This window comes from Cellulophaga omnivescoria, assembly GCF_027915275.1.
In the GTDB taxonomy this organism is placed as follows: Bacteria; Bacteroidota; Bacteroidia; order Flavobacteriales; family Flavobacteriaceae; genus Cellulophaga; species Cellulophaga omnivescoria.
This window is the reverse complement of record NZ_CP115819.1, coordinates 524789-546120: the sequence shown is the minus strand read 5'-3', so window position 1 is coordinate 546120 and position 21332 is coordinate 524789. Positions and strand designations below refer to the sequence as shown.

Genomic DNA, 21332 nt, shown 5'->3' with positions numbered 1-21332 from the left:
TTGCAGCCAATTTTAATAGATTATGCGCACAAAATCACTAAAAACAAACAAAATTAATGTAGTTACTTTGGGTTGCTCTAAAAATGTGTACGATTCTGAAGTACTAATGGGGCAATTAAAAGCAAACGGTAAAGAAGTGGCTCATGAAGAAGAGGGTAATATTGTTGTAATAAATACGTGTGGCTTTATTGATAATGCAAAAGAAGAAAGTGTAAATACTATTTTAGATTTTGTACAGAAGAAAGAAGCTGGTGAGGTAGATAAGGTTTTTGTTACTGGGTGTTTAAGTGAGCGTTATAAGCCGGATTTAATTAAGGAAATTCCAAATGTAGATGAGTATTTTGGTACTAGTCAACTACCTAGTTTATTAAAAGCTTTAGAGGCAGATTATAAGCATGAATTAATAGGAGAGCGTGTAACAACAACTCCTAAAAACTATGCTTACTTAAAAATAGCTGAAGGTTGTGATAGGCCTTGTTCTTTTTGTGCAATACCATTAATGCGTGGTAAGCATAAAAGTACACCTATTGAAGATTTGGTTACTGAAGCTAAAAAATTAGCAGCCAAAGGTGTTAAAGAGTTAATATTAATTGCCCAAGATTTAACATACTATGGTTTAGATTTATATAAAAAACGAAATTTAGCAGAACTGTTAGAGGCATTAGTGAAAGTGGATGGTATAGAATGGATACGTTTGCACTATGCGTTTCCTACTGGTTTTCCTATGGATGTTTTAGATTTGATGAATAAGGAGCCAAAAATTTGTAATTATTTAGATATTCCTTTACAACATATATCAGATGCTATTTTAAAGAGTATGCGCCGTGGAACTACACAGGCAAAAACCACTAAGTTGTTGCAAGATTTTAGAGCTACGGTGCCAAATATGACAATTAGAACAACATTAATTGTTGGTTACCCTGGAGAAACAGAAGAAGATTTTGAAACTTTAAAACAATGGGTAACAGATATGCGTTTTGAACGCTTAGGTTGTTTTACATATAGTCATGAAGAAAACACCCACGCCTATAACTTGGAAGATAACGTGCCAGAAGAGGTAAAGCAAGATAGGGCCAACCAAATTATGGAGATTCAATCACAGATTTCTTGGGAATTAAATCAAGAAAAAATTGGGGAAACTTTTAAGTGTATTATTGATAGAAAAGAAGGTAATTATTTTGTGGGAAGAACAGAGTTTGATTCTCCTGATGTAGATAATGAAGTTTTAATTGATGCTACCAAGCATTACCTAAAACAAGGAGAATATGCTAATATAAAAATTACAGAAGCTGCAGACTTTGATTTGTACGGAGAACCAGTATAACTAAAAATAAATAAAAAAAAGCCCTAGAACTTAAATTCTAGGGCTTTTTTTATTTATTTTCTTCGGGCTTATTGCTTAGCATTTTATAAGAAAACCATCCAATAATAGTCATAATTAAAACCATTATAACCCACAGCCATAATTTGTTATTAAAAAGTGGCTCTTGGGTTTGTTTTTCTTTTTTAGCTATAAAAACAGGTTCACCTAGGGAGAGTTTTTTTATGTTTTTAGGCATTTTTATGTTTAACTGTGCAATATCGTAACTAGGACCATAGGCATCTTTGTTACCATATGTTAAATAGTATGTAGCTGGCTCAGTAAACCTAGCAGTAAGTAAATACTTGTATCCTTTAGCAGATATGTTTTTTATTTTTAAAGGTTGATTGTCAAAATTTAAAATAGTTATGCGTATCTTTTTTGAGAAGGTATTGTCAAAAGTAAATGTATTATTTTCTATTGAGGATAATGTTCCTACACTTAAAGTGTTGTAGTCGTATAAATAACCTTTATCAGTTTTAACACTGTCCAAAAGTTCCTCAATTTTTATAGGTCTATAATAGTCAATATCATCACTAACATTTATTGTTACTTGGTGAGTGGGAGCCTTTTTTGTAAGGTTAACATTAATAATGGTTTTTTTGTTTTTTTTGTCTTCGTTAATGTTGTAAGACTTTAATTTTCTGTCTGTAATATTGGCAGTTGTTTTTTGTTTAAGCTCTAAAGTTGCTCTTTTTAATATAGGTTCTTCATCACTTTTAATTCCTATTCTAAAATAGGTGTATTCCGCTGCACTAAAATTAATGTCTGTAAAACTATAATTTGTTAGGTTATTTTTAATGGCAACAATTCTATAATCATCATATATTTTAAACCATTTTTTTTGATGATGACTAGCTTCAACCGAAACTTTCCAATCAAAATTAGTATTCTCAAAATCTAATTTTATATGGTTTATAGGATCTTTGGAAGGTACTTTTAATGTAAAGTAGTATATACCATCTTTAGTACTTGCATTTAATAATTTATATTCTACCGTTTTAGTTTTTAATTCTGGTGATGTGTAATTAAAAAGGTATGGAGCTTCAATAGTATCATTTTTTGGAGTTATACCATAAATACGAATATCACTTAAATGATCTTGGGTATTAGCAAATACAGTATCTGGTAAAACAATATTATGCCAAGTATCTGTAATGTTTTTAAGCTCAATTTTGGCATCATACTTTTGCATTTGTGCATAAAATACAGTAGTAACTAGTAAAAAAAATAATACGGCTTTATTCTGTTTTTGATTCATCAAAAATTTTGTTTTTGTACTTGTTGTATAAAAATGAAACTCCTAAAATTAATAGTCCTAAAATAACTAAAACAATAGTTTTAGATATGGTATTTAAAGAGGCTAAATCTAAAAAGAAAAGTTTAATAATAGTAACGCCAAAAAGGATTATGCCGCCAATACGTATGTATTTTATTTTTTTCCATATTCCTTTTGCTACTAAAAAGAATGAATATACACCCCACAAAATACTTAATTCTAGCCCGTATGTTTGTTCTGCACCAGACAAGTCTATCCAATTAATAAGTTCGCTACTTAAAACCCAAAGTACTGTTATATTAAGTAATATAGAAAACGCAATTTTAAAGTTTATGCGCATAAAACTTTGTTTAGTGTAACTATAAGTACAGTAAACTATTAGTGCTGTAAATGCATAAAGTATATACCTTACTGCAAGGTGCATACTTCCAGAGTTGTAATATTCAGACGGATTTAAATAACTATCTCTTAAGTCACTTAAAATAAGTAGACCAATTGTTAAAGAAATAAATAAAACAAGACTGTTAATGCTAATGTTTGCAATACCTAATGCTCTGTTTTTTATCTTTTTAATATTTATAATACTTAGTATAGAAAAGAATAACAAGGTGTAGCATACAAGTGTTAGTATGCTAAAGCTATTAATGTCATAATTAATAGGGTTGCTATAAATGTCTGTTTTGTCTATTATAATTTTAGACTTATCTAGAGCTAAATTAAAGTAGTGTATTATTTCTACAAAGAAACTATTAAATGTTACTAATATTAATAGTATTGGGGTAATGTAAGATAAAACGTTGTTTTTGGTATTGTGTTTTTTATTGGTTGTATAAATGAAATGCAAAGAGGTAATGCTAAGTAAAGATCCTAATAAATTTACGTTTAATAGTGGAGTAACATTACCTGCGTAATCACTATAATAACTATGATCTAAGTAGTATGTTCCCCAATCTTGAAACAAGCTTAGCAGAGATAATATTATTAACGGATAAGAGATTTGCTTTAATATAGGAGCGCCTTTTGATGAGCCAATATAGAAAAGTAAAGCGGCAATAGTAATCCATAAAATAGTAACGTAATTACCGTCTAGTTGTACAGGTACAGCAATGGTGATAAAAACAAAGACCATACCTAATATAAAATATAAAAGCTTGCTATCTGCTAGTTTTTGTTTGTATAAAATAGTACCAGCAATAAAATGCAACAACGCATTTGCAACCGTAAATAAGCCTAAATAACCTTTGTAATCTTGATTATAACTTAGTAGGTAAAAACCATAACCAAAAAAGATAAAAGAGTTTACTAAAAGTATTAAAATAGAGCTAGGATTAAAAGCGTGGTTCTTTTTTATTTTATTAACTATAAATGTTGTGTAAAATATCAGAAAAAATATAAACAAGAATAAAAAGGCTTTTGTAAAGTAGTCATAATTATAGCTAAATAAAAACCACGAACCGTATATAAACCAAGTAAATATAAAAGCAGAGTAGAATAAGCCCTTCCAATCTTTTTTAAATGACAATGTTAAAATGCCTATATTAATTATAGACATATACGTAAATAAAATACCAACTTCACCAGAGCCGCTACTTAATAAAAAAGGAACTGCATAAGCGCCAACCAGCCCAATATGTGCAATGGTTTGTTTGTTGTAGTTGGTAGCAGCAATAATGGTAAACACAGTAAGTATTACCATTATTGCAAAAGCGGGTATTTGCGGTAGAATATTATAAAAGCTATAAGCGGCAAACGTTATAAAATACATTATAGCTATAGATCCGCTTACTAAAACAGCACTGTAATTTGTATATTTTTGTTTTAGTTTAATGCCCAGACCAAGTAAACCTAGACCAGTTAAGTAACCTAAAATTATTCTGGTTAGCGGACTAATTAAATTATTTTCTATAGAGTATTTTGCGCCAATTGCAACACCAATTATTAGAATAAGAACACCTATTTTACTTAGTAAGTTTTCACCAATAAACTTTTCAATATTAGATTTGGCTTTAGGTTTAGATATTTTTGTTTTTATATTTTGTTTAGGTTGTGTAGTTGCATTTTTCGGGACAGTAATAGGGTCTTTATAAACATCTTTTGTCACTTCTATAACAGGTTCTTCTACTGTAGGCTTTTCTGCTGTAGGTTCTGTAATAGGAGTAACTTCTGGTGTTGTAATAGTTGCAGTCTTTTCACTACTTTTTTGTTTAGGAATACCCTCTTTTTTGAGTCGCTCTATTTCTTTGTGAAGAACCATAAGTTCCTTTGCAAAATGCTCTTGCTTGCTTAAAAGAATTTCAAACTGTTTGGTTAGGTTATTTAAATATTCTTGGTCGTTTGCCATAAGCTGGTTCCTAAAAATTACTAGTTATTATAGTAGTGTGCAATGTAGCTATTACTATAAGTAGGTTTGTACCCTGTAAACCGTGAAAATATAACAGTTTACATATTAAATTGGTTATATACTATAACAAGTTTAAGCGTTAAATAGTATAATAGGTTATTTTTAGTTCTGCTTTTTTTGTAGGTTGTAATTGTAAAATTCTCTACCTAACTCTGCTAAAAATGGAATTCCCACAGTTTCATACTCGTAGTTATTGTCATTAAAAACCTCATTTTTATTTACCAGTATTGTTGCTGTAAGCATATAACTAATATCGTTTTCTGTGTCTTCAATAAAAGCACAGTCTGTTAAAGTGCCATAGTTGTAACCAATATTATTGTATATTTTTATGTTATTTGGTATTGGCTTTTTTGTATCGTCATACATAAAAAACTTAGCATAACTTGCTTCTTTAGGGATGCTGCTCATTACTTTTGTCAAAAACGATAAATCATCTTCATATAAATTAAATTGCTGCTCTTTTTTAAATGACTCAGGAAAAATTATGCGCTGTAACACCTGTTGTTGAGCATCAATACTATAATAGTTTTTTAGGCTAAAATCTAGAGGTTCTTTTTGTAGAATTTCGTCGTTATCAATATAAGCGGTACCCTTTTTTACCTTATCAAGTTGTAAAGGAGTAATAGGGCTGTTAATTATAGCCTTAGTATTTATGGTTGTACTGTCATTTAAATAAATAACTAAAGGTTTTGTAGTAACATTATCAGCATCTTCTGTAGCTAATCTATGAGCTATTCTAACATTTTCTACACCTTTTTCTTTAAGTTTTTGGTTAATATAATCCTGACCCAAAAACTCAAATAATCTATTGTAAGCATCATTGTTATTTAAGGTAAATAATTTAATAATTTCCTTAGCAAATGTTGTTTTTAAAGTATCACCTTCAATAAAAAACTCGGTATCCTTAGTGTAGCCTTCGCTTTCAAATATTTTTTCTAACGTTAAAACAGCAATAGGTAATTTTACAGAGCTAGCTGGATAAAAGTAATTATTTGAATTGGTGTTAAAATCAAAATTATTAACCACAAAAACACCATTGGTCTTTTTTATTTCGGTATATCTAAATTGTACTTCATGATTAGTAATGCTATCTAACACCTTTTTTATATTATCACTTTTAGATGCAATAATATAATTAATAGGATGGTTTATTTTTTGCTGTTTTTCCTTACAAGAAAATAGTAATGCAAATAATAAAAAGCTTAGTGTGTATGGTTTCATTTTGTAGTATATAATTCTCCTCTATGAGGTTTTAATGCGTCTCTCACAGCAATCATTTCTTTTTCATTAACAACTAAGTATGCTATACTATGCATATCTGTTATAACTGTGTATCCGGTTATATTAAGGTCTAGTTTTTCGGCACTAATAAATTCTTTTAAATGTATTTCATGATGTTCTGCCGTTTTTTCTGCAGCTGGGCCTCTAAAATCCCATATAAGTTTTATTTGTTTAGCCATGTAATTTAAGTTGATATAAATAATATTTAGAGGTAAAACTACTATTTCTTTATGTAAATTAGAGGTAACAGGTAACAATTAAAATACTCCTGTTAATCTAAATGCTTGTTTTTTGCAGTAAAATTTACTTTTTTTTAGTATTTAGTGCCAAAAAGTGTTAATCATTTTACAATAAATCTTGTATCGCAACATCTAATTGTTATTTTTGCGTGATGCACCAATTTATGCAACATATAAATAAGTTAGTTTTCTTGTTAGGAATACTTTATGGCACGTTAACACTTAGCTCATGCCAAGGTGTTTTTGTTAGTGATAAAGACAAGGTTGCCATAGCAAGGGTAGGAGAAAACTTTTTGTATAAAGAAGATATACAAGATTTAATACCAAAAAACACCTCAAAAGAAGATAGCACCACTTTGGTAACCAATTACATTAATAATTGGGCTTCTAAGCAGTTATTAATGTCAAAATCTAAAGTAAACCTGTCTGAAGAGCAATTGGCGGAGTTTGATAGGCTTGTGGCAAATTACAAAACAGATTTATACACTGGAGCTTACAAAGAAGCTCTGGTGCAAAAAGAACAAGACACCGTTATAAGCAAAGAGGAGTTAAATACTTTTTATGAAAAAGAAAAAGAAAATTTTAAGCTTAACGAGAAAATTGTAAGAGTGCGTTATGTAGAGTTACCACCACAATTTTTAAATAAATCTGCAGTAATAGAAAAATTAAAAGGGTTTACAGATAAAGACCGTATGTATTTAGACTCTATTAGTGTACAATTTAGAAAAGTTAATTTTAACGATTCGGTTTGGGTAGAAGCCTCTAGGTTAAAGAGTGAAATACCTCCTTTAACATCAGAAAATGAAGACCAATACTTAAAAAAAGCACAATTTTTTGAGATGCAAGATTCATTAGGGGTATATTTGACCAAGGTTGTAGATATGTTAAATAAAAACGAACCTGCACCTTTACAGTATATTACGCCAACAATTAAACGTGTTTTATTAAACCGTAGAAGACTAGAATACTTAAGGAAACTAGAAGTAGATATTATAGATGAAGCTATTAAAAATAAGGAATTTGAGATATATGAAAAACAAGAATAACAACATTACTTTTTTACTTGCAATGTTATTAACTGTTACGTTTACAGCTAATGCAATGCAAGAACAAGAGCAAGCAGATGATGTTGTGCAAATTGCACAAGACACTATAAAATCTAACTTTAAAAGAGTAAAATTAGATGGTGTTTCTGCCGTTGTGGGTGATTATGTAATATTAGATTCTGATATAGAAAAAACACTTATAGATTTACGTAGTCAAGGTGTTTCTGAAGATGATGTAACTAAATGTGGTTTGTTAGGTAAATTAATGGAAGACCGTTTGTACGCACACCAAGCAGTACAAGATAGTTTGTTGGTTTCTGATGATGAAGTTAATGCAACAAGTGAAAGACAAATACAAGGTTTAGTAGGGCAAATTGGTTCTATGGACAAATTACTTAAGTATTATAAAAAAGACTCTCAAGAAGCATTAAGAGAAGATCTTTTTAAAATTAATAAGCTAAGAATGTTGTCTGAAAGAATGCAGCAAAAAATTGTAGAAGAAATAGAGATTACTCCAGAAGAAGTAAGACAGTTTTACAAAAAGATACCAAAAGAAGAAAGACCAGTTTTTGGTGCACAGTTAGAGATTGCACAAATTGTAAAGCAACCAGAAGCTAGTGATGAGGAAAAACAAAAAGTAATAGATAAGCTTAATAAAATAAGAGAAGATGTTTTAGAAGGTGGTTCTAGTTTTAAAATTAAAGCAATTATTTCATCTGAAGATGAAGGTTCTAGATCTAATGGTGGTTTTTATAAACTTACTAAAGAAACTAATTTTGTTAAAGAATTTAAAGATGTAGCTTTTGGTCTAAAAGAGGGAGAAGTTTCTGAGCCTTTTGAAACTAAGTTTGGATTTCATATTATTTACCTAGAAAAAATTAGAGGTCAGGAAAGAGATGTAAGACATATTCTTATGGCTCCTAAAGTATCTGATGAAAGACTAGAAGAAGCTAGGATAGAGTTAGAGAAGATTAGACAGAGAATTTTAGATGGAGAATTAACATTTGCAGAAGCTGCTTTAAATTTTTCTGATCAGAAAGAAACAAAATACGAAGGGGGGCAATTAAGAAACCCACAAGATTTTGGAACTAAGTTTGAGCTTACTAAAATGCAGCCTGAGTTGTATAACCAAGTTAGAGATATTAAAGATAATGAAATCTCTATGCCAATTTTAGAGGTAGAGCAGCAGGGTGGTGCAAAAAAGTATAAGATAATGAAAATTACCAATAGGTATGATGAGCACGTAGCAGATTTTGCACAAGATTATACTAAAATTCAGGAGTTAGCGTTAACGCAAAAAAGAGTAGACGCTATACAAAAATGGATGGTAGAACATATTAATGATACTTATGTAAGTATTAATAAAGACAATAAAGATTGCGAGTTTAAAAACAACTGGTTTAAAAAATAGTAAAACTTTATGTCAGACGTAACTGCTGTTAAAAATCTAGTTGAAAAACACCAAGCACTAAAGCAAGAAATTGCTAAAGTTATAGTTGGGCAAGATGTAGTAATAGATCAAATTTTATTATCTATTTATACAGGTGGCCATTCTTTATTGGTTGGCGTGCCCGGTTTAGCAAAAACCTTAATGGTAAATACAATAGCCCAAACCTTAGGGTTAGATTTTAAACGCATACAGTTTACGCCAGATTTAATGCCTAGTGATATTTTGGGTAGTGAAATATTAGACGAAAAAAGAAACTTTAAATTTATTAAAGGCCCTATTTTTTCTAATATTATTTTAGCAGATGAAATAAACAGAACACCGCCTAAAACGCAAGCGGCTCTTTTAGAAGCAATGCAAGAAAGGGCTGTAACAATAGCTGGTAACCATTACAAATTAGATCTTCCTTATTTTGTGCTAGCAACACAAAACCCTATAGAGCAAGAAGGTACATATCCTTTGCCAGAAGCACAGTTAGATAGGTTTATGTTTGCTATAGAATTACAATACCCATCTGTAGCAGAAGAAATAGAGGTTGTTAAACGTACAACATCAGACAATAAACCGGTAATTAATGCCCTTTTTAGTGCAGAAGAAATTGTAGCGGTACAACATTTAGTGCGCAAAATTCCAGTGCCAGACAATGTTGTAGAATATGCCGTTAAATTGGTAAATAGTACTAGACCTAATCTAGAAACAGCTACCGATTATGTTAAACAATATATAGATTGGGGAGCAGGGCCAAGAGCTTCACAAAATTTAATATTGGCAGCAAAAGCACACGCTGCTATTAATGGTAAATTTTCACCAGATATAGAGAACGTTCAATCTGTGGCAACTGGTATTCTTAGACACAGAATAATTAAAAATTACAAGGCAGAAGCAGAAAATATCTCTGAAGAACAAATTATTGCTAAATTATTCTAAATTAAAGAAAAATCAATTTCAAACGTTTTCGTAAACAATTTGATAAAATTTTAAGTAAAAAATGATGCATTCATTTTTACAGGTACTTTTTTTTGTTTTTTTAGCAAAATAACATGAATCGTTGGTTAATTTCTTCGTTTACCCTTTAGATTTTATTAATTTTGTGGAATTGCAATAAATTAAACTCAAAACTAAAAGGAATGGCATTTGACATTGATATGATAAAAGGGGTTTATGCCCGTATGGCTGAACGAGTAGATATGGCTCGTGAAATAGTAGGAAAGCCACTTACACTTTCAGAAAAAATATTGTATTCTCACTTATGGGATGGTAAACCTAATACTAAATTTACAAGAGGTAAAGATTATGTAGATTTTGCACCAGACCGTATTGCTTGTCAAGATGCCACCGCACAAATGGCATTATTACAGTTTATGCAAGCTGGTAAGCCAAAAGTTGCAGTTCCTACAACAGTACACTGTGATCACTTAATTCAAGCTAAAAGTGGTGCTGCACCAGATTTAAAAGTTGCAAACACAACAAGTGCAGAGGTATTTAACTTTTTAGAGTCTGTTTCTAATAAGTATGGTATTGGTTTCTGGAAACCAGGAGCAGGTATTATTCACCAAGTAGTTTTAGAAAATTATGCATTTCCTGGCGGAATGATGATTGGTACAGATTCTCATACAGTTAACGCTGGTGGTTTAGGTATGGTTGCTATAGGTGTTGGTGGTGCAGATGCTGTAGATGTTATGGCAGGTATGGCTTGGGAACTAAAGTTTCCAAAATTAATTGGTGTTAAATTAACTGGTAATATCTCTGGTTGGACATCAGCAAAAGACGTTATATTAAAAGTTGCAGGTATTTTAACTGTAAAAGGTGGTACAGGTGCAATTGTAGAATATTTTGGAGAAGGTGCTAAAAACCTTTCTTGTACTGGTAAAGGTACAATTTGTAATATGGGTGCAGAAGTGGGTGCAACTACATCTACATTTGGTTATGATGAGTCTATGGAACGTTATTTACGTGCAACAGACCGTAATGATGTTGCAGATGCAGCAAATGAAGTAAAAGAGCACTTAACTGCAGACCCAGAAGTTTACGCTAATCCAGAGCAATATTTTGATGAGGTTATAGAAATTAATTTAGATGAGTTAAGACCTCATTTAAACGGACCTTTTACTCCAGATTTAGCTACACCAGTTGGTGAGTTAGGAGAAAAGGCAAAAGCAAATGACTGGCCTTTAAAAGTAGATTGGGGATTAATAGGTTCATGTACTAACTCTTCTTACGAAGATTTAACAAGAGCAGCTTCTATTGCTAAGCAAGCAGTAGATAAAAAAATTAAGCCAAAATCAGATTTTGGTATCAATCCAGGTTCAGAGCAAATTCGTTTTACTGCAGAAAGAGATGGTATTTTAGAAATTTTTGAAAATTTAGGAGCAACAGTATTTACTAATGCTTGTGGTCCTTGTATTGGGCAATGGGACAGAAGTGATGCTAAAGGTGATGAGAAAAACACAATTGTGCACTCATTTAACCGTAACTTCTCTAAAAGAGCAGATGGTAACCCAAATACACACGCATTTGTTGGTTCTCCAGAAATGGTTGCTGCAATAGCAATATCTGGTCGTTTAGATTTTGATCCTATGAACGATACATTAATTAACGAAGATGGTGAAGAGGTAAAATTAGATATGCCATTAGGTATAGAGTTGCCACCACAAGGTTTTGATGTAGAAGATGCTGGTTACTTAGCTCCAGATGAAGATGGTTCTGGTGTAGAGGTTAAAGTTTCTCCAGATTCTGAAAGATTACAATTATTAGAGCCATTTACGCCTATTAAAGATGAAAGTTTAATAGGAGCTAAATTGCTTATTAAAGCTTTTGGCAAATGTACAACAGACCACATTTCTATGGCTGGTCCTTGGTTACGTTTCCGTGGGCATTTAGATAATATTTCTAACAACTGTTTAATTGGAGCTGTTAACGCTTTTGGTAAAAAAACAAACTTTGTTAAAAACCAATTAACAGGAGAGTACGGTGGTGTTCCAGATACCGCACGTGCATACAAAGCTGCAGGTGTTAGATCTGTAGTTGTGGGAGACCATAACTATGGAGAAGGATCTTCTCGTGAGCACGCAGCTATGGAGCCAAGACATTTAGGTGTTGCAGCGGTAATAGTTAAGTCTTTTGCACGTATTCATGAAACAAACCTTAAAAAACAAGGTATGTTAGGTTTAACATTTGCTAATGAAGCAGATTATGACTTAATTCAAGAAGATGATACATTTAACTTTGTAGACATAGCAGAATTTGCGCCAGACAAACAATTAACTTTAGAGTTAGTTCATGCAGATGGTAGTAAAGATGTTATTAAACTAAACCACACGTACAATCAACCTCAAATAGATTGGTACAGAGAAGGTTCTGCGTTAAATGTAATTAAAAAAGAAAACGCGGCATAAGCCAAGTTTGTTTTAATAAAAGAAAACTCCCGAAGTAATTCGGGAGTTTTTATTTTTATATGAATTTATCTTCCTATTTTAGGGGTTATTATACAATATAAAATGAAAAAGAAAACAGTTTTTACTCTTTTAATAATGCTTCTTGTAGCAGCATTTTTTTGGACTCCCTTAGGGCATATGGGAAAAATATTTTTAAACAATATGGTAGCAACTGCTCCTTCTGTTATTACTAAAGAAAATCAGAAAAAGGTAACAGATTATGACTGGGTTTTAAAAGATGAAGACCATAACTTATTTAATTTTACCAAATCTAAAGGAAATGTAATTTTCATAAACAATTGGGCTTCGTGGAAAGTGCATTGTGAAGCCGAACTACAATCCATACAAAAGTTTTATAACGACTATAAAAATAAAGTAGATTTTTATATAATTACTAATGAGGAAAAAGATGTGGTAGAAGAATTTATGCAGCTTAAAAAATTTAATTTTCCTGTTACTTATTTAATTATTGATGCTAAACACGCTGTAAATACAACAAAAGTACCATCTAGTTACGTTATAGATAAACAAGGTAATATTGTTATTTATGAGGAAGGCATATCTAACTGGGATAACAATAAAGTATACCAAACTATAGACAAACTTTTAGCCAAATAAAATGTCTATTACTAAAAAAAGAATATTAAATATTGTTTTTTATGTACTTTTAATTGCTATAGTATTTACGCCGTTAGGATTTAAAGTAAAGGTTTTTACAAGCAGAGTTTTTTCGGGAAGTGCAACTGTTCTAAATGAACAAGAACAAGTTATGGTGCAAAATTTTAATTGGAAATTTGTAGACGCCAACGGCAATAACTTCAATTTAAATAATTACCAAGGTAAAGTAATTTTTATCAATTTTTGGGCAACTTGGTGTCCGCCTTGTGTAGCAGAAATGCCAAGTTTACAAAAGTTATATACTGACTATAAAAATGATGTAGAGTTTATTTTTTTAGCAAGCGATAAGGTAAACAAAGTAAAGGCATATTTAAACGACAACAATTTTAGTTTTAATGTGTATTATTCTAATTACATGTTACCAAAAGAGCTTAAACATACAGTAATTCCAACAACATTTGTATTAAATAAATCCGGAAAAATTATAATTAAAGAAACAGGTGCAAAAAATTGGAATAGCGAAAAAACACGAAAATTATTAGATAAACTGTTGAAAGAATAAAATATAGATTGAAAAAATAAAAAAGCGCTTTGTAAAAAGCGCTTTTTTTGTGACTACGACTGGAGTCGAACCAGCACGTTCTTAAGAACACTACCCCCTCAAGGTAGCGCGTCTACCAATTCCGCCACGTAGCCATTGGTAAAATAATATATAGCACAAATATAACTATGTGCTATAGATAAATAAACTTTTTAATTTGATATTTTGTGTCTTTAATATATGCATTAGCATAGTATATAATAGCTTTTTACGTGAATAGGCCTTATTTTTGATACAAGCATAATTATAGTTTTTATGAGTGATAAAATTTCTGTTTTTTGGTTTAGGAGAGATTTAAGAATTGAAGACAATACGGCACTGTGTAATGCATTAAAATCTGGTAATTCCGTACTTCCTGTTTTTATTTTTGATAAAAATATTTTAAATGAACTAGATGAAGATGATGCAAGAGTAACGTTTATACATAAAACTTTATCGGTTATAAATTTAGCTTTAAAAGAATATAATAGTAGTGTACTATGCTTGCATACAACACCAGAACTTGCTTGGAAAAAAATAGTAAGTACATACAATGTAGAGCGTGTTTTTTTCAATAAAGACTATGAGCCATATGCAAGAGAAAGAGATCAGAAAATAACTTCATTTTTAAACGATAAATCTATAGAGGTTAAGTCTTATAAAGACAGTGTTATTTTTGAAGAGGATGATGTTTTAAAGAATGACGGTGATCCCTATACAGTTTATACTCCTTATAAAAATAAATGGCTATCTAAATTTACTCCAGACCTAATTGAAGATAAGAAATGTGATTTTAAAGGTAAATTATTAGAGTTTAATGCAGACTTTCCTTCATTAGAAAATTTAGGATTTAGCGCATCTAATATAACTGTAGAACCATACAATTTAGAGCATTTAGATGTTTATGCAGAAAAAAGAGATTTTCCGTCTGATAATATAACAACGTATTTAGGCCCACACTTGCGTTTTGGAACCGTAAGTGTACGCAAATTAATTAGAGGTTTAGATGGTTTAGAAAGTGTGTTTTTAAGTGAATTGGTTTGGAGAGAATTTTTTACTCAAATCTTATTTCATTTTCCAAAGGTTGTTACCCAAAATTTTAGATCTAAGTACGATGGTATAAAATGGCGTAACAATAAAGACGATTTTGAAAAATGGTGTTCTGGTAATACTGGTTATCCTATGGTAGATGCTGGTATGAGACAGTTAAACAAAACAGGTTATATGCACAATAGAGTGCGTATGATTACTGCTGGCTTTTTATGTAAGCATTTATTAATAGATTGGCAGTGGGGAGAGGCCTATTTTGCTAAAAAGTTGTTAGACTATGAGTTGGCCTCTAATAATGGCAATTGGCAATGGGCAGCAGGTACTGGTTGTGATGCTGCTCCGTATTTTAGAATATTTAACCCTATAACACAATTAAAAAAGTTTGATAAAGATTTTAAATATGTAAAGCATTGGATTCCTGAGTTGGATGGTTTTAATTATCCGGAGCCAATGGTAGAGCATAAAGCAGCCCGAGAGAGAGCACTAAAAGTCTATAAAGAAGGTATAGAAGATTAATTATTGATTTTGTTTGTTAAAGTAACGAAACAACTCAATATTCATAAAAATAAGTACAAGTCCGTAAAAACAATCTTCTACAGGTATAGTACCTATTCTAACACCTAAATTTTCTGCATTGTTATACCAAACAATAGGAGACTCTAAAAAACTGCCAGTTAACAAACCATTACTGGCTAAAAAAAATGGTATAATTATTAAATAAGTTAAATAATGATAGCTAAGGTTTGTTTTTTTATAGTACAAATAAACTAAAAAAAGGACGGCTAAAATACCAGTTGTACACGTGTATAACTTGTTTAAGTTAAATAAAGCGGTAATTAAACAAGCAGCAATTATTGTAAATGTAATGTGTTTTTCAATTTTTTGTAATGGATTATTTTTTATTAAATATAATAAAGCAAAGTATGTAAAAACGCATGCATATGGTATTGCAATAAAAAATAATATTTCTTCAATAGGTAATTTACCTAAAAATATACCACTAAGGTAATCTTTATTAAAGCCCCAAACACCTATGGCGGTAAACCAGTAATCCCAAATTATAAAAAACAAAGCTACCGGTATACAGGCTTTAAAAAATGCTTCCCATTTTTTGTAAAAAGCGTGTTTTGGGTAAAAGCTAGCAATAAAAGGTATACTAATACAGGCAAAATTTATAAGTAGGTAAAAAAGGGGCTTCATTAAGGTTTGTATTGTTTGTGATATTTTTTTGGGACATATAACATTCCAAAACACTCTCCGTGTTCTTTACCTAAGTGTTTGTGGTGTACTTTGTGTGCTTTACGTAAGCCTATTAAATATTTATTTTTAGTTTTTTTAAACCACTTAAAACGTTGGTGTATTAAAACATCATGTATTAAAAAGTAAGCAATGCCATAAAATAAAATGCCTAATCCAATAAAAAACATAAAGTTTAGTTCAGGTCTAATACCAAAGAAAAATAAAGCAATACTTGGTATTGCAAATATTACAAAAAACAAATCATTTTTTTCAAAAGGGTGTGGGTATTTTGGCTGATGATGGTCTTCATGTAAAATCCATAAAAAACCGTGCATTACGTATTTGTGAGTTAGCCAAGTAATAACTTCCATAACAGTAAATGTAACAACTGTAACTAGTATAAAAAGTACTATTTTCATTAATTTGGGCTTATTGTATTTATATTTTTTAAAATTACTTTTTTGTAGCTTTTAGGTAACGGGGATGCGTTTAAATTATCTAAAATAAATTTTTTATCTGCTGCAATTCTTGTGTTATACCCTAAAAAACTAGGAATGTTATTTTGCACTAAGTACCTTACATACCTAGCTTCAATATCATTAGGATATGTTTTTATATAATCTTCTAATGTTTTTTTACCTTCATTAAAATATGCTAATTTTCTAAAAGGCCACACGGTAAACTCTGCTTTTTTCATAGTGCATGAGGCTATGTAGGGTGTCACTTTATTGCAATTAATTTTTTTACTAGCTTCTATAAATTGCTTTAAATCATTATTAGTTTTTATAGTATGAAATGTATTTCTAACATTGTCTAAATTAGAACAATCTGTATATTGATTATAGATTATAGCAAACAAGAGAAAAAATAATTTCATTAACTAAGTTTAAAAGTCCGTACTAATAAACTATAAAGTTATAAGAAAATACTTTATATGATATTAAATTTAAATCTAATATATGCTTTGGTTAAAATTAAAAACTTTAGCGGGTTAGAAATGCGTATTCTACTATTCATAATACTACTGGTATCTGCCTTTTTTAATTTATTAAGTAACTTAGAGTAGTATTTATAAGCTACAAAAACTCCTAATCTACTTTCTAAAGGAAGTTGTACAATACCTTTATAAGCTTCTGCAAAATCGTTTTCTATATCTTGTAAAATACGATCTTTAGCTGTGTGAGTAAGGGTGTTAGTATTTAACTCCGGAAAATAAGATCTTCCTAACTCATTAATATCATCTTTAAAATCTCTTAAAAAATTTACTTTTTGAAAAGCAGACCCTAAGTACTGAGCAGATTCTTTTAAGTGGTTAAACCTTTCATTATCATTGTTTACAAAAACACGTAAACACATTAAGCCAACAACATCTGCAGAACCATAAATATATTCTTTATACTCTTCTCTTGTGCTGTATTCGGTTTTATTAAGATCAAAACGCATACTAGTTAAAAATGCGTCTACATACTCTTGTAGTTCATATTTTAAAACCACTTCTTGAAAAGAGTTAATTATAGGATTTAAACTTATTTTACGTACAAGAGATTTTCTGTATTCTTCTTCAAACTCATTTAAAAGTATTTCTTGATCGTAATCATGAAAAGTATCAACAATCTCATCTGCATACCTTACAAAACCATATATAGCATATATTGCTGGTCTAATAGATGGGGCAAAAAGTTTTATACCTATAGAGAATGATGTACTATACGTTGTGGTTATTAATTTGCTACAATTAACGCTAGAAGAATCAAACAGAGCTTTCATTATTTACTGTGTTTTAAAATTAGTTCACTTACTACTTTGCCAGAAATTAATGATGGTGGCACACCTGGACCTGGAACAGTTAATTGTCCGCAGAAATATAAATTGTCTATTTTTTTACTTTTTAATTTGGGTCTTAAAATATGGGTTTGCAATAATGTATTTGCTAAACCATAGGCATTACCTTTGTATGAGTTGTAATCATCTTTAAAATTATCTACACAGTAGGATTCTTTAAACAAAATATCCTCTTTTAAACTTTGGTCTGTAAGTATTTCAACTCTTTCTATAATTTGATTAAAATAATGCTCCCTTAGCTCATTTGTATCTTTAATATCTGGAGCAATTGGAACTAAAAAAATAGCAGCTTCTTTACCACTTGGTGCACTGGTAGCATCTGTTTTACTAGGAAAACTAGCATAAAACAATGGTTTGTTTGGCCATTCTTTAGTGTCATAAATAGTTTTAGCGTGCTCTTCAAAATCAGTATCAAAAAATAAAGTATGATGATTTACTGCTTCAATTTTTTTGTTGAAACCCACAAAAAATAATAGAGCAGAAGGGGCAAATATTTTTTTGTCCCAGTAGCTCTCTGTGTATTGTCTGTATTGTTTAGGAAGTAAAGTTTCTGTGTGGTGGTAGTCTGCACCACTTAAAAGAATATCACATTCTAGGTATCCACTTTTGCTCTCTACACCTTTTACTTTACCATCTTTAATGTCTATTTTTAAAACAGGGCTATCTGTAATGGTTTTTACACCTAAGCTTTGTGCTAATGTTTGCATACCTTCTACAACCTTATACATACCACCTTGTGGGTGCCAAGTACCAAGTTTTAGATCTGCATAGTTCATAAAATTGTAAAAAGATGGTGTGTTACTTGGTTTTGCTCCTAAAAATAAAACGGGAAACTCTAAAACTTTACGTAGCTTATCATTTTTTACATAACCAGATACCTGATTTTTAATTGTTAAAATAAACTCGTACAACTTAGTTATTGTTTTGCGGTTTATAATCTCAAATATATTCTCTCCTGGGTTGTAAACAAGCTTTTTTATAGCAATGTCGTAATTAATGCGTGCTTTGTTTATAAACCGCTCTAATTGTTTACCGCTACCTGGTTCTATTTTCTCAAACGTATCTCTAGTTTCGTTAAAATCTTCAGAGATAGAAATAGCATCTTTTTTACCAAAATAAATTTGGTAAGCAGGATTTAACTGGTCTAATTGATAATAATCACTTGTTTTTTTATTAAAATCAGCAAAAAACTTATCAAAAACATCCGGCATCCAATAAAAAGTTGGACCAATATCAAAAACAAAACCATTTGTTTTTAATTGTCTAGCTCTACCACCAGTTGTTGTGTTTTTTTCTAGTATAGTAACGTCATAACCTGCTTTAGCTAAGTAACAACTAGCAGATAATGAAGAGAAACCAGAGCCTATAATGATTATTTTTTTCATAGATTGTTAACAAGTATCTTCCTAAGATACTATTTGTTTTTAAATATAATATTAAAAACCGGTGATTTTTACATCACCGGTACAACAACCAAATTAACCCAACCAACAGGTTAACTTAATTTAATGTTAATGAGTATCTGGCATTAACACTTTATTTATAATATGTACAACACCATTGCTAGCTTCTACATCTGCTGTAGTAACTTCTGCATTACTATCTGTAGCATCTGTAATAAATACACCACCCGTTAAGTTAACAGTAACATCTTGTCCTAGGGCAGTAGTTACCATTTGTCCGTCTGTTAGGTCTGATGATAATACAGCAGCTCCAGATACTACATGGTATTTAAGTATGTTTGCTAAAAGTGTTTTTTCATCTTCAGTATCAAAATCTGCTAAGCTTGTATAATCTGGCCCTAAATCTTCTAACAAAGCTTCAAAAGCAGCGTTTGTAGGTGCAAATACCGTGTACGGTCCTTCCATACCTAGTAGTTCTACCAAGCCAGCATCTGCTTGTTGTAGAGCAGTTACTAATAAGGATAAATCGTCTGTTGCAATTGCAAGTTCAACGATATTAGGTTGTAAAGCATCTACAATTTCTTGTGGTAATAACACCTTATCTATAATGTGTATAACTCCATTTTTTGCTTCAATATCAGCAGTAGTTACCGCTGCGTCTGTATCTGTAGCATCTTGTATAAATACGCCACCAGTTAAATTAACTGAAACTTCTTCACCTTGTGCAGTTGCAATCATTTGCTCATTACTTAAATCTGTAGAAAATGCAGCCGTTCCTGCCACTACGTGATATTTTAAAATTGTAGCTAACATTGTTTTTTCTTCTTCAGTATCAAAATCAGCTAATTCGTTGTAATCATCTCCTAACTCTTCTAATAAAGCAGCAAATGCAGCGTTTGTAGGTGCAAAAACTGTAAATGGCCCTTCTGTACCTAATAAATCTACCAAACCAGCATCTGCTTGTTGCAAAGCACCAACCAATAATGACAAATCATTAGTAGCTATTGCTAATTCTACAATAGTTGGTTGTTGATCAGCAATAAAATCTACTGCAGACTGTGGTAGTAATACTTTATCTATAACATGAGCAACACCATTAGAGGCCATAATATCTACAGCAGAAATATTGGCATTAACATCTGATGCATCAGAAATAACAAAAGTACCTTCGTTATCTACTACTTCAATAGTATTGTCTGCCAAGGCAGTACCTACTTCACCAGCGGCTAAATCTGTAGATAATACTTTTGCAGGCACTACGTGGTATAATAAAATATCTTTTAATAATTGTATTTCTTCATCAGTATCAAAGTCATCTAAAGAAGTATAATCATCTCCTAACATATCTAAAAGAGCAATAAATGCAGTATCTGTAGGAGCAAATACAGTAAAAGGCCCATCAGAGTTTAATGTGTCTACTAAACCAGCTTTAATAACAGCAGCTTCTAAAACAGTAAGTGCATCACTGCCTACAACTACATCAACTAAGGTTCCTAAGTTAATGGCGTCTATTACGGCTTGAGGTAACAAAACTTTATTTATAACGTGTACTATACCGTTTGTGGCATCTACATCTGCCGTAACAACTTGTGCATCTGTATCTGAAGCATCACTTACAAATACGCCATTATTAAGCGTAATGCTTAAGTCATCTCCTTGTAGCGTTGTAACAGTTTGTCCGTCTGTTAAGTCGCTAGATGCAACAGCTGCACCAGCAACAACATGGTACTTTAAAATAGAAGCCAATAAAGCTTTTTCTTCTTCTGTATCAAAATCATCTAAAGAAGAATAACCATCTAAACTTGCAAATAATGCTGTAAATGCATCATTTGTAGGTGCAAAAACTGTAAAAGGACCTGTACCGCTTAAAGCAGATATTAAGTCTGAGTTTGGACTCTCGTCAGATTTTGCTAAAGCAGCAACCAAAGAGCTAAGCGCATCCGTGCCAGATGCCGTCTCTACAATGTTTAATTGAGCTTCTTTTTCTTGAGGTGTGTCATCATCATCATTACAAGATGTGAATGCAAATAAGAAAAGAACTAATGCCGAAAAATAAATTTTAATTTTCATATTGTCTAACTTTTATAAGGTTATTGTTAGACAAATGTATTAA

General features: G+C 31.0%; 18 protein-coding genes and 1 tRNA gene. 8 read left to right on the top strand and 11 right to left on the bottom strand.

The window, feature by feature from the left end; translation table 11 throughout:
* Window positions 1-22 precede the first annotated feature (22 nt).
* Window positions 23-1324, top strand: a complete 1302-nt coding sequence (rimO, locus tag PBN93_RS02395; protein WP_077400157.1) for a 30S ribosomal protein S12 methylthiotransferase RimO — start codon at window positions 23-25, stop codon at window positions 1322-1324.
* A 49-nt stretch (window positions 1325-1373) separates the two neighbouring features.
* On the opposite strand, the gene PBN93_RS02390 is transcribed toward rimO, so the two are convergent.
* From PBN93_RS02390 to PBN93_RS02375, 4 genes are all read right to left on the bottom strand, one after another.
* The gene (locus PBN93_RS02390) at window positions 1374-2621 is read right to left on the bottom strand and encodes a DUF3999 family protein (RefSeq protein WP_077400160.1); all 1248 of its coding nucleotides are present in this window, start codon (window positions 2619-2621) and stop codon (window positions 1374-1376) included.
* Window positions 2602-4980, bottom strand: coding sequence for a DUF2339 domain-containing protein (locus PBN93_RS02385; RefSeq protein WP_077400163.1), 2379 nt, complete (start codon window positions 4978-4980; stop codon window positions 2602-2604). Before PBN93_RS02385 ends, PBN93_RS02390 begins: the two co-directional genes overlap by 20 nt.
* 162 nt (window positions 4981-5142) lie before the next feature.
* Window positions 5143-6261: a serine hydrolase gene (locus tag PBN93_RS02380; RefSeq protein WP_077400166.1), complete on the bottom strand. Its 1119-nt coding sequence runs from the start codon at window positions 6259-6261 to the stop codon at window positions 5143-5145.
* Complete coding sequence (locus PBN93_RS02375) at window positions 6258-6500, bottom strand: hypothetical protein (RefSeq protein WP_077400471.1); 243 nt, start codon at window positions 6498-6500, stop codon at window positions 6258-6260. The genes PBN93_RS02380 and PBN93_RS02375 overlap by 4 nt, the downstream gene beginning before the upstream one ends.
* 224 nt (window positions 6501-6724) lie before the next feature.
* Here PBN93_RS02375 and PBN93_RS02370 point away from each other — a divergent pair, with 224 nt between their 5' ends.
* The 6 genes from PBN93_RS02370 (at window position 6725) to PBN93_RS02345 (ending at window position 13667) form a co-directional block, all read left to right on the top strand.
* The gene (locus tag PBN93_RS02370; protein WP_245799582.1) at window positions 6725-7606 is read left to right on the top strand and encodes a peptidyl-prolyl cis-trans isomerase; all 882 of its coding nucleotides are present in this window, start codon (window positions 6725-6727) and stop codon (window positions 7604-7606) included.
* Window positions 7590-9017: a peptidylprolyl isomerase gene (locus PBN93_RS02365; RefSeq protein ID WP_077400173.1), complete on the top strand. Its 1428-nt coding sequence runs from the start codon at window positions 7590-7592 to the stop codon at window positions 9015-9017. The genes PBN93_RS02370 and PBN93_RS02365 overlap by 17 nt, the downstream gene beginning before the upstream one ends.
* A 9-nt stretch (window positions 9018-9026) precedes the next feature.
* Entirely contained in the window at window positions 9027-9980 is a 954-nt protein-coding gene (locus PBN93_RS02360; protein WP_077400176.1) for an AAA family ATPase, read from the top strand.
* 200 nt (window positions 9981-10180) lie between these two features.
* Entirely contained in the window at window positions 10181-12448 is a 2268-nt protein-coding gene (locus PBN93_RS02355; protein WP_077400179.1) for an aconitate hydratase, read from the top strand.
* A 102-nt stretch (window positions 12449-12550) separates the two neighbouring features.
* On the top strand, window positions 12551-13105 hold the full coding sequence (locus PBN93_RS02350) for a TlpA family protein disulfide reductase (RefSeq protein ID WP_245799583.1): 555 nt from the start codon (window positions 12551-12553) through the stop codon (window positions 13103-13105).
* Window position 13106: 1 nt separating this feature from the next.
* Complete coding sequence (locus PBN93_RS02345) at window positions 13107-13667, top strand: TlpA family protein disulfide reductase (protein ID WP_271081354.1); 561 nt, start codon at window positions 13107-13109, stop codon at window positions 13665-13667.
* Window positions 13668-13717: 50 nt separating this feature from the next.
* Here the strand turns inward: PBN93_RS02345 and PBN93_RS02340 are convergent.
* Window positions 13718-13801 (bottom strand) — tRNA-Leu (locus tag PBN93_RS02340).
* Window positions 13802-13961: 160 nt separating this feature from the next.
* On the opposite strand from PBN93_RS02340, the gene PBN93_RS02335 reads away from it, so the two are divergent.
* On the top strand, window positions 13962-15251 hold the full coding sequence (locus PBN93_RS02335) for a cryptochrome/photolyase family protein (RefSeq protein WP_271081353.1): 1290 nt from the start codon (window positions 13962-13964) through the stop codon (window positions 15249-15251).
* Here the strand turns inward: PBN93_RS02335 and PBN93_RS02330 are convergent, their stop codons facing one another.
* The 6 genes from PBN93_RS02330 to PBN93_RS02305 all read right to left on the bottom strand — a co-directional run bounded on the left by PBN93_RS02330 (window position 15252) and on the right by PBN93_RS02305 (window position 21289).
* Window positions 15252-15935, bottom strand: a complete 684-nt coding sequence (locus tag PBN93_RS02330; RefSeq protein ID WP_271081352.1) for a lycopene cyclase domain-containing protein — start codon at window positions 15933-15935, stop codon at window positions 15252-15254.
* On the bottom strand, window positions 15935-16393 hold the full coding sequence (locus PBN93_RS02325; protein ID WP_271081351.1) for a sterol desaturase family protein: 459 nt from the start codon (window positions 16391-16393) through the stop codon (window positions 15935-15937). Before PBN93_RS02325 ends, PBN93_RS02330 begins: the two co-directional genes overlap by 1 nt.
* Window positions 16393-16851, bottom strand: a complete 459-nt coding sequence (locus PBN93_RS02320; RefSeq protein WP_077400192.1) for a hypothetical protein — start codon at window positions 16849-16851, stop codon at window positions 16393-16395. Before PBN93_RS02320 ends, PBN93_RS02325 begins: the two co-directional genes overlap by 1 nt.
* Before the next feature lie 53 nt (window positions 16852-16904).
* On the bottom strand, window positions 16905-17741 hold the full coding sequence (locus PBN93_RS02315) for a phytoene/squalene synthase family protein (protein ID WP_077400195.1): 837 nt from the start codon (window positions 17739-17741) through the stop codon (window positions 16905-16907).
* Complete coding sequence (locus PBN93_RS02310; RefSeq protein WP_271081350.1) at window positions 17741-19201, bottom strand: phytoene desaturase family protein; 1461 nt, start codon at window positions 19199-19201, stop codon at window positions 17741-17743. Before PBN93_RS02310 ends, PBN93_RS02315 begins: the two co-directional genes overlap by 1 nt.
* A 126-nt stretch (window positions 19202-19327) precedes the next feature.
* Window positions 19328-21289, bottom strand: coding sequence for a fasciclin domain-containing protein (locus PBN93_RS02305; RefSeq protein WP_271081349.1), 1962 nt, complete (start codon window positions 21287-21289; stop codon window positions 19328-19330).
* Window positions 21290-21332 lie beyond the last annotated feature (43 nt).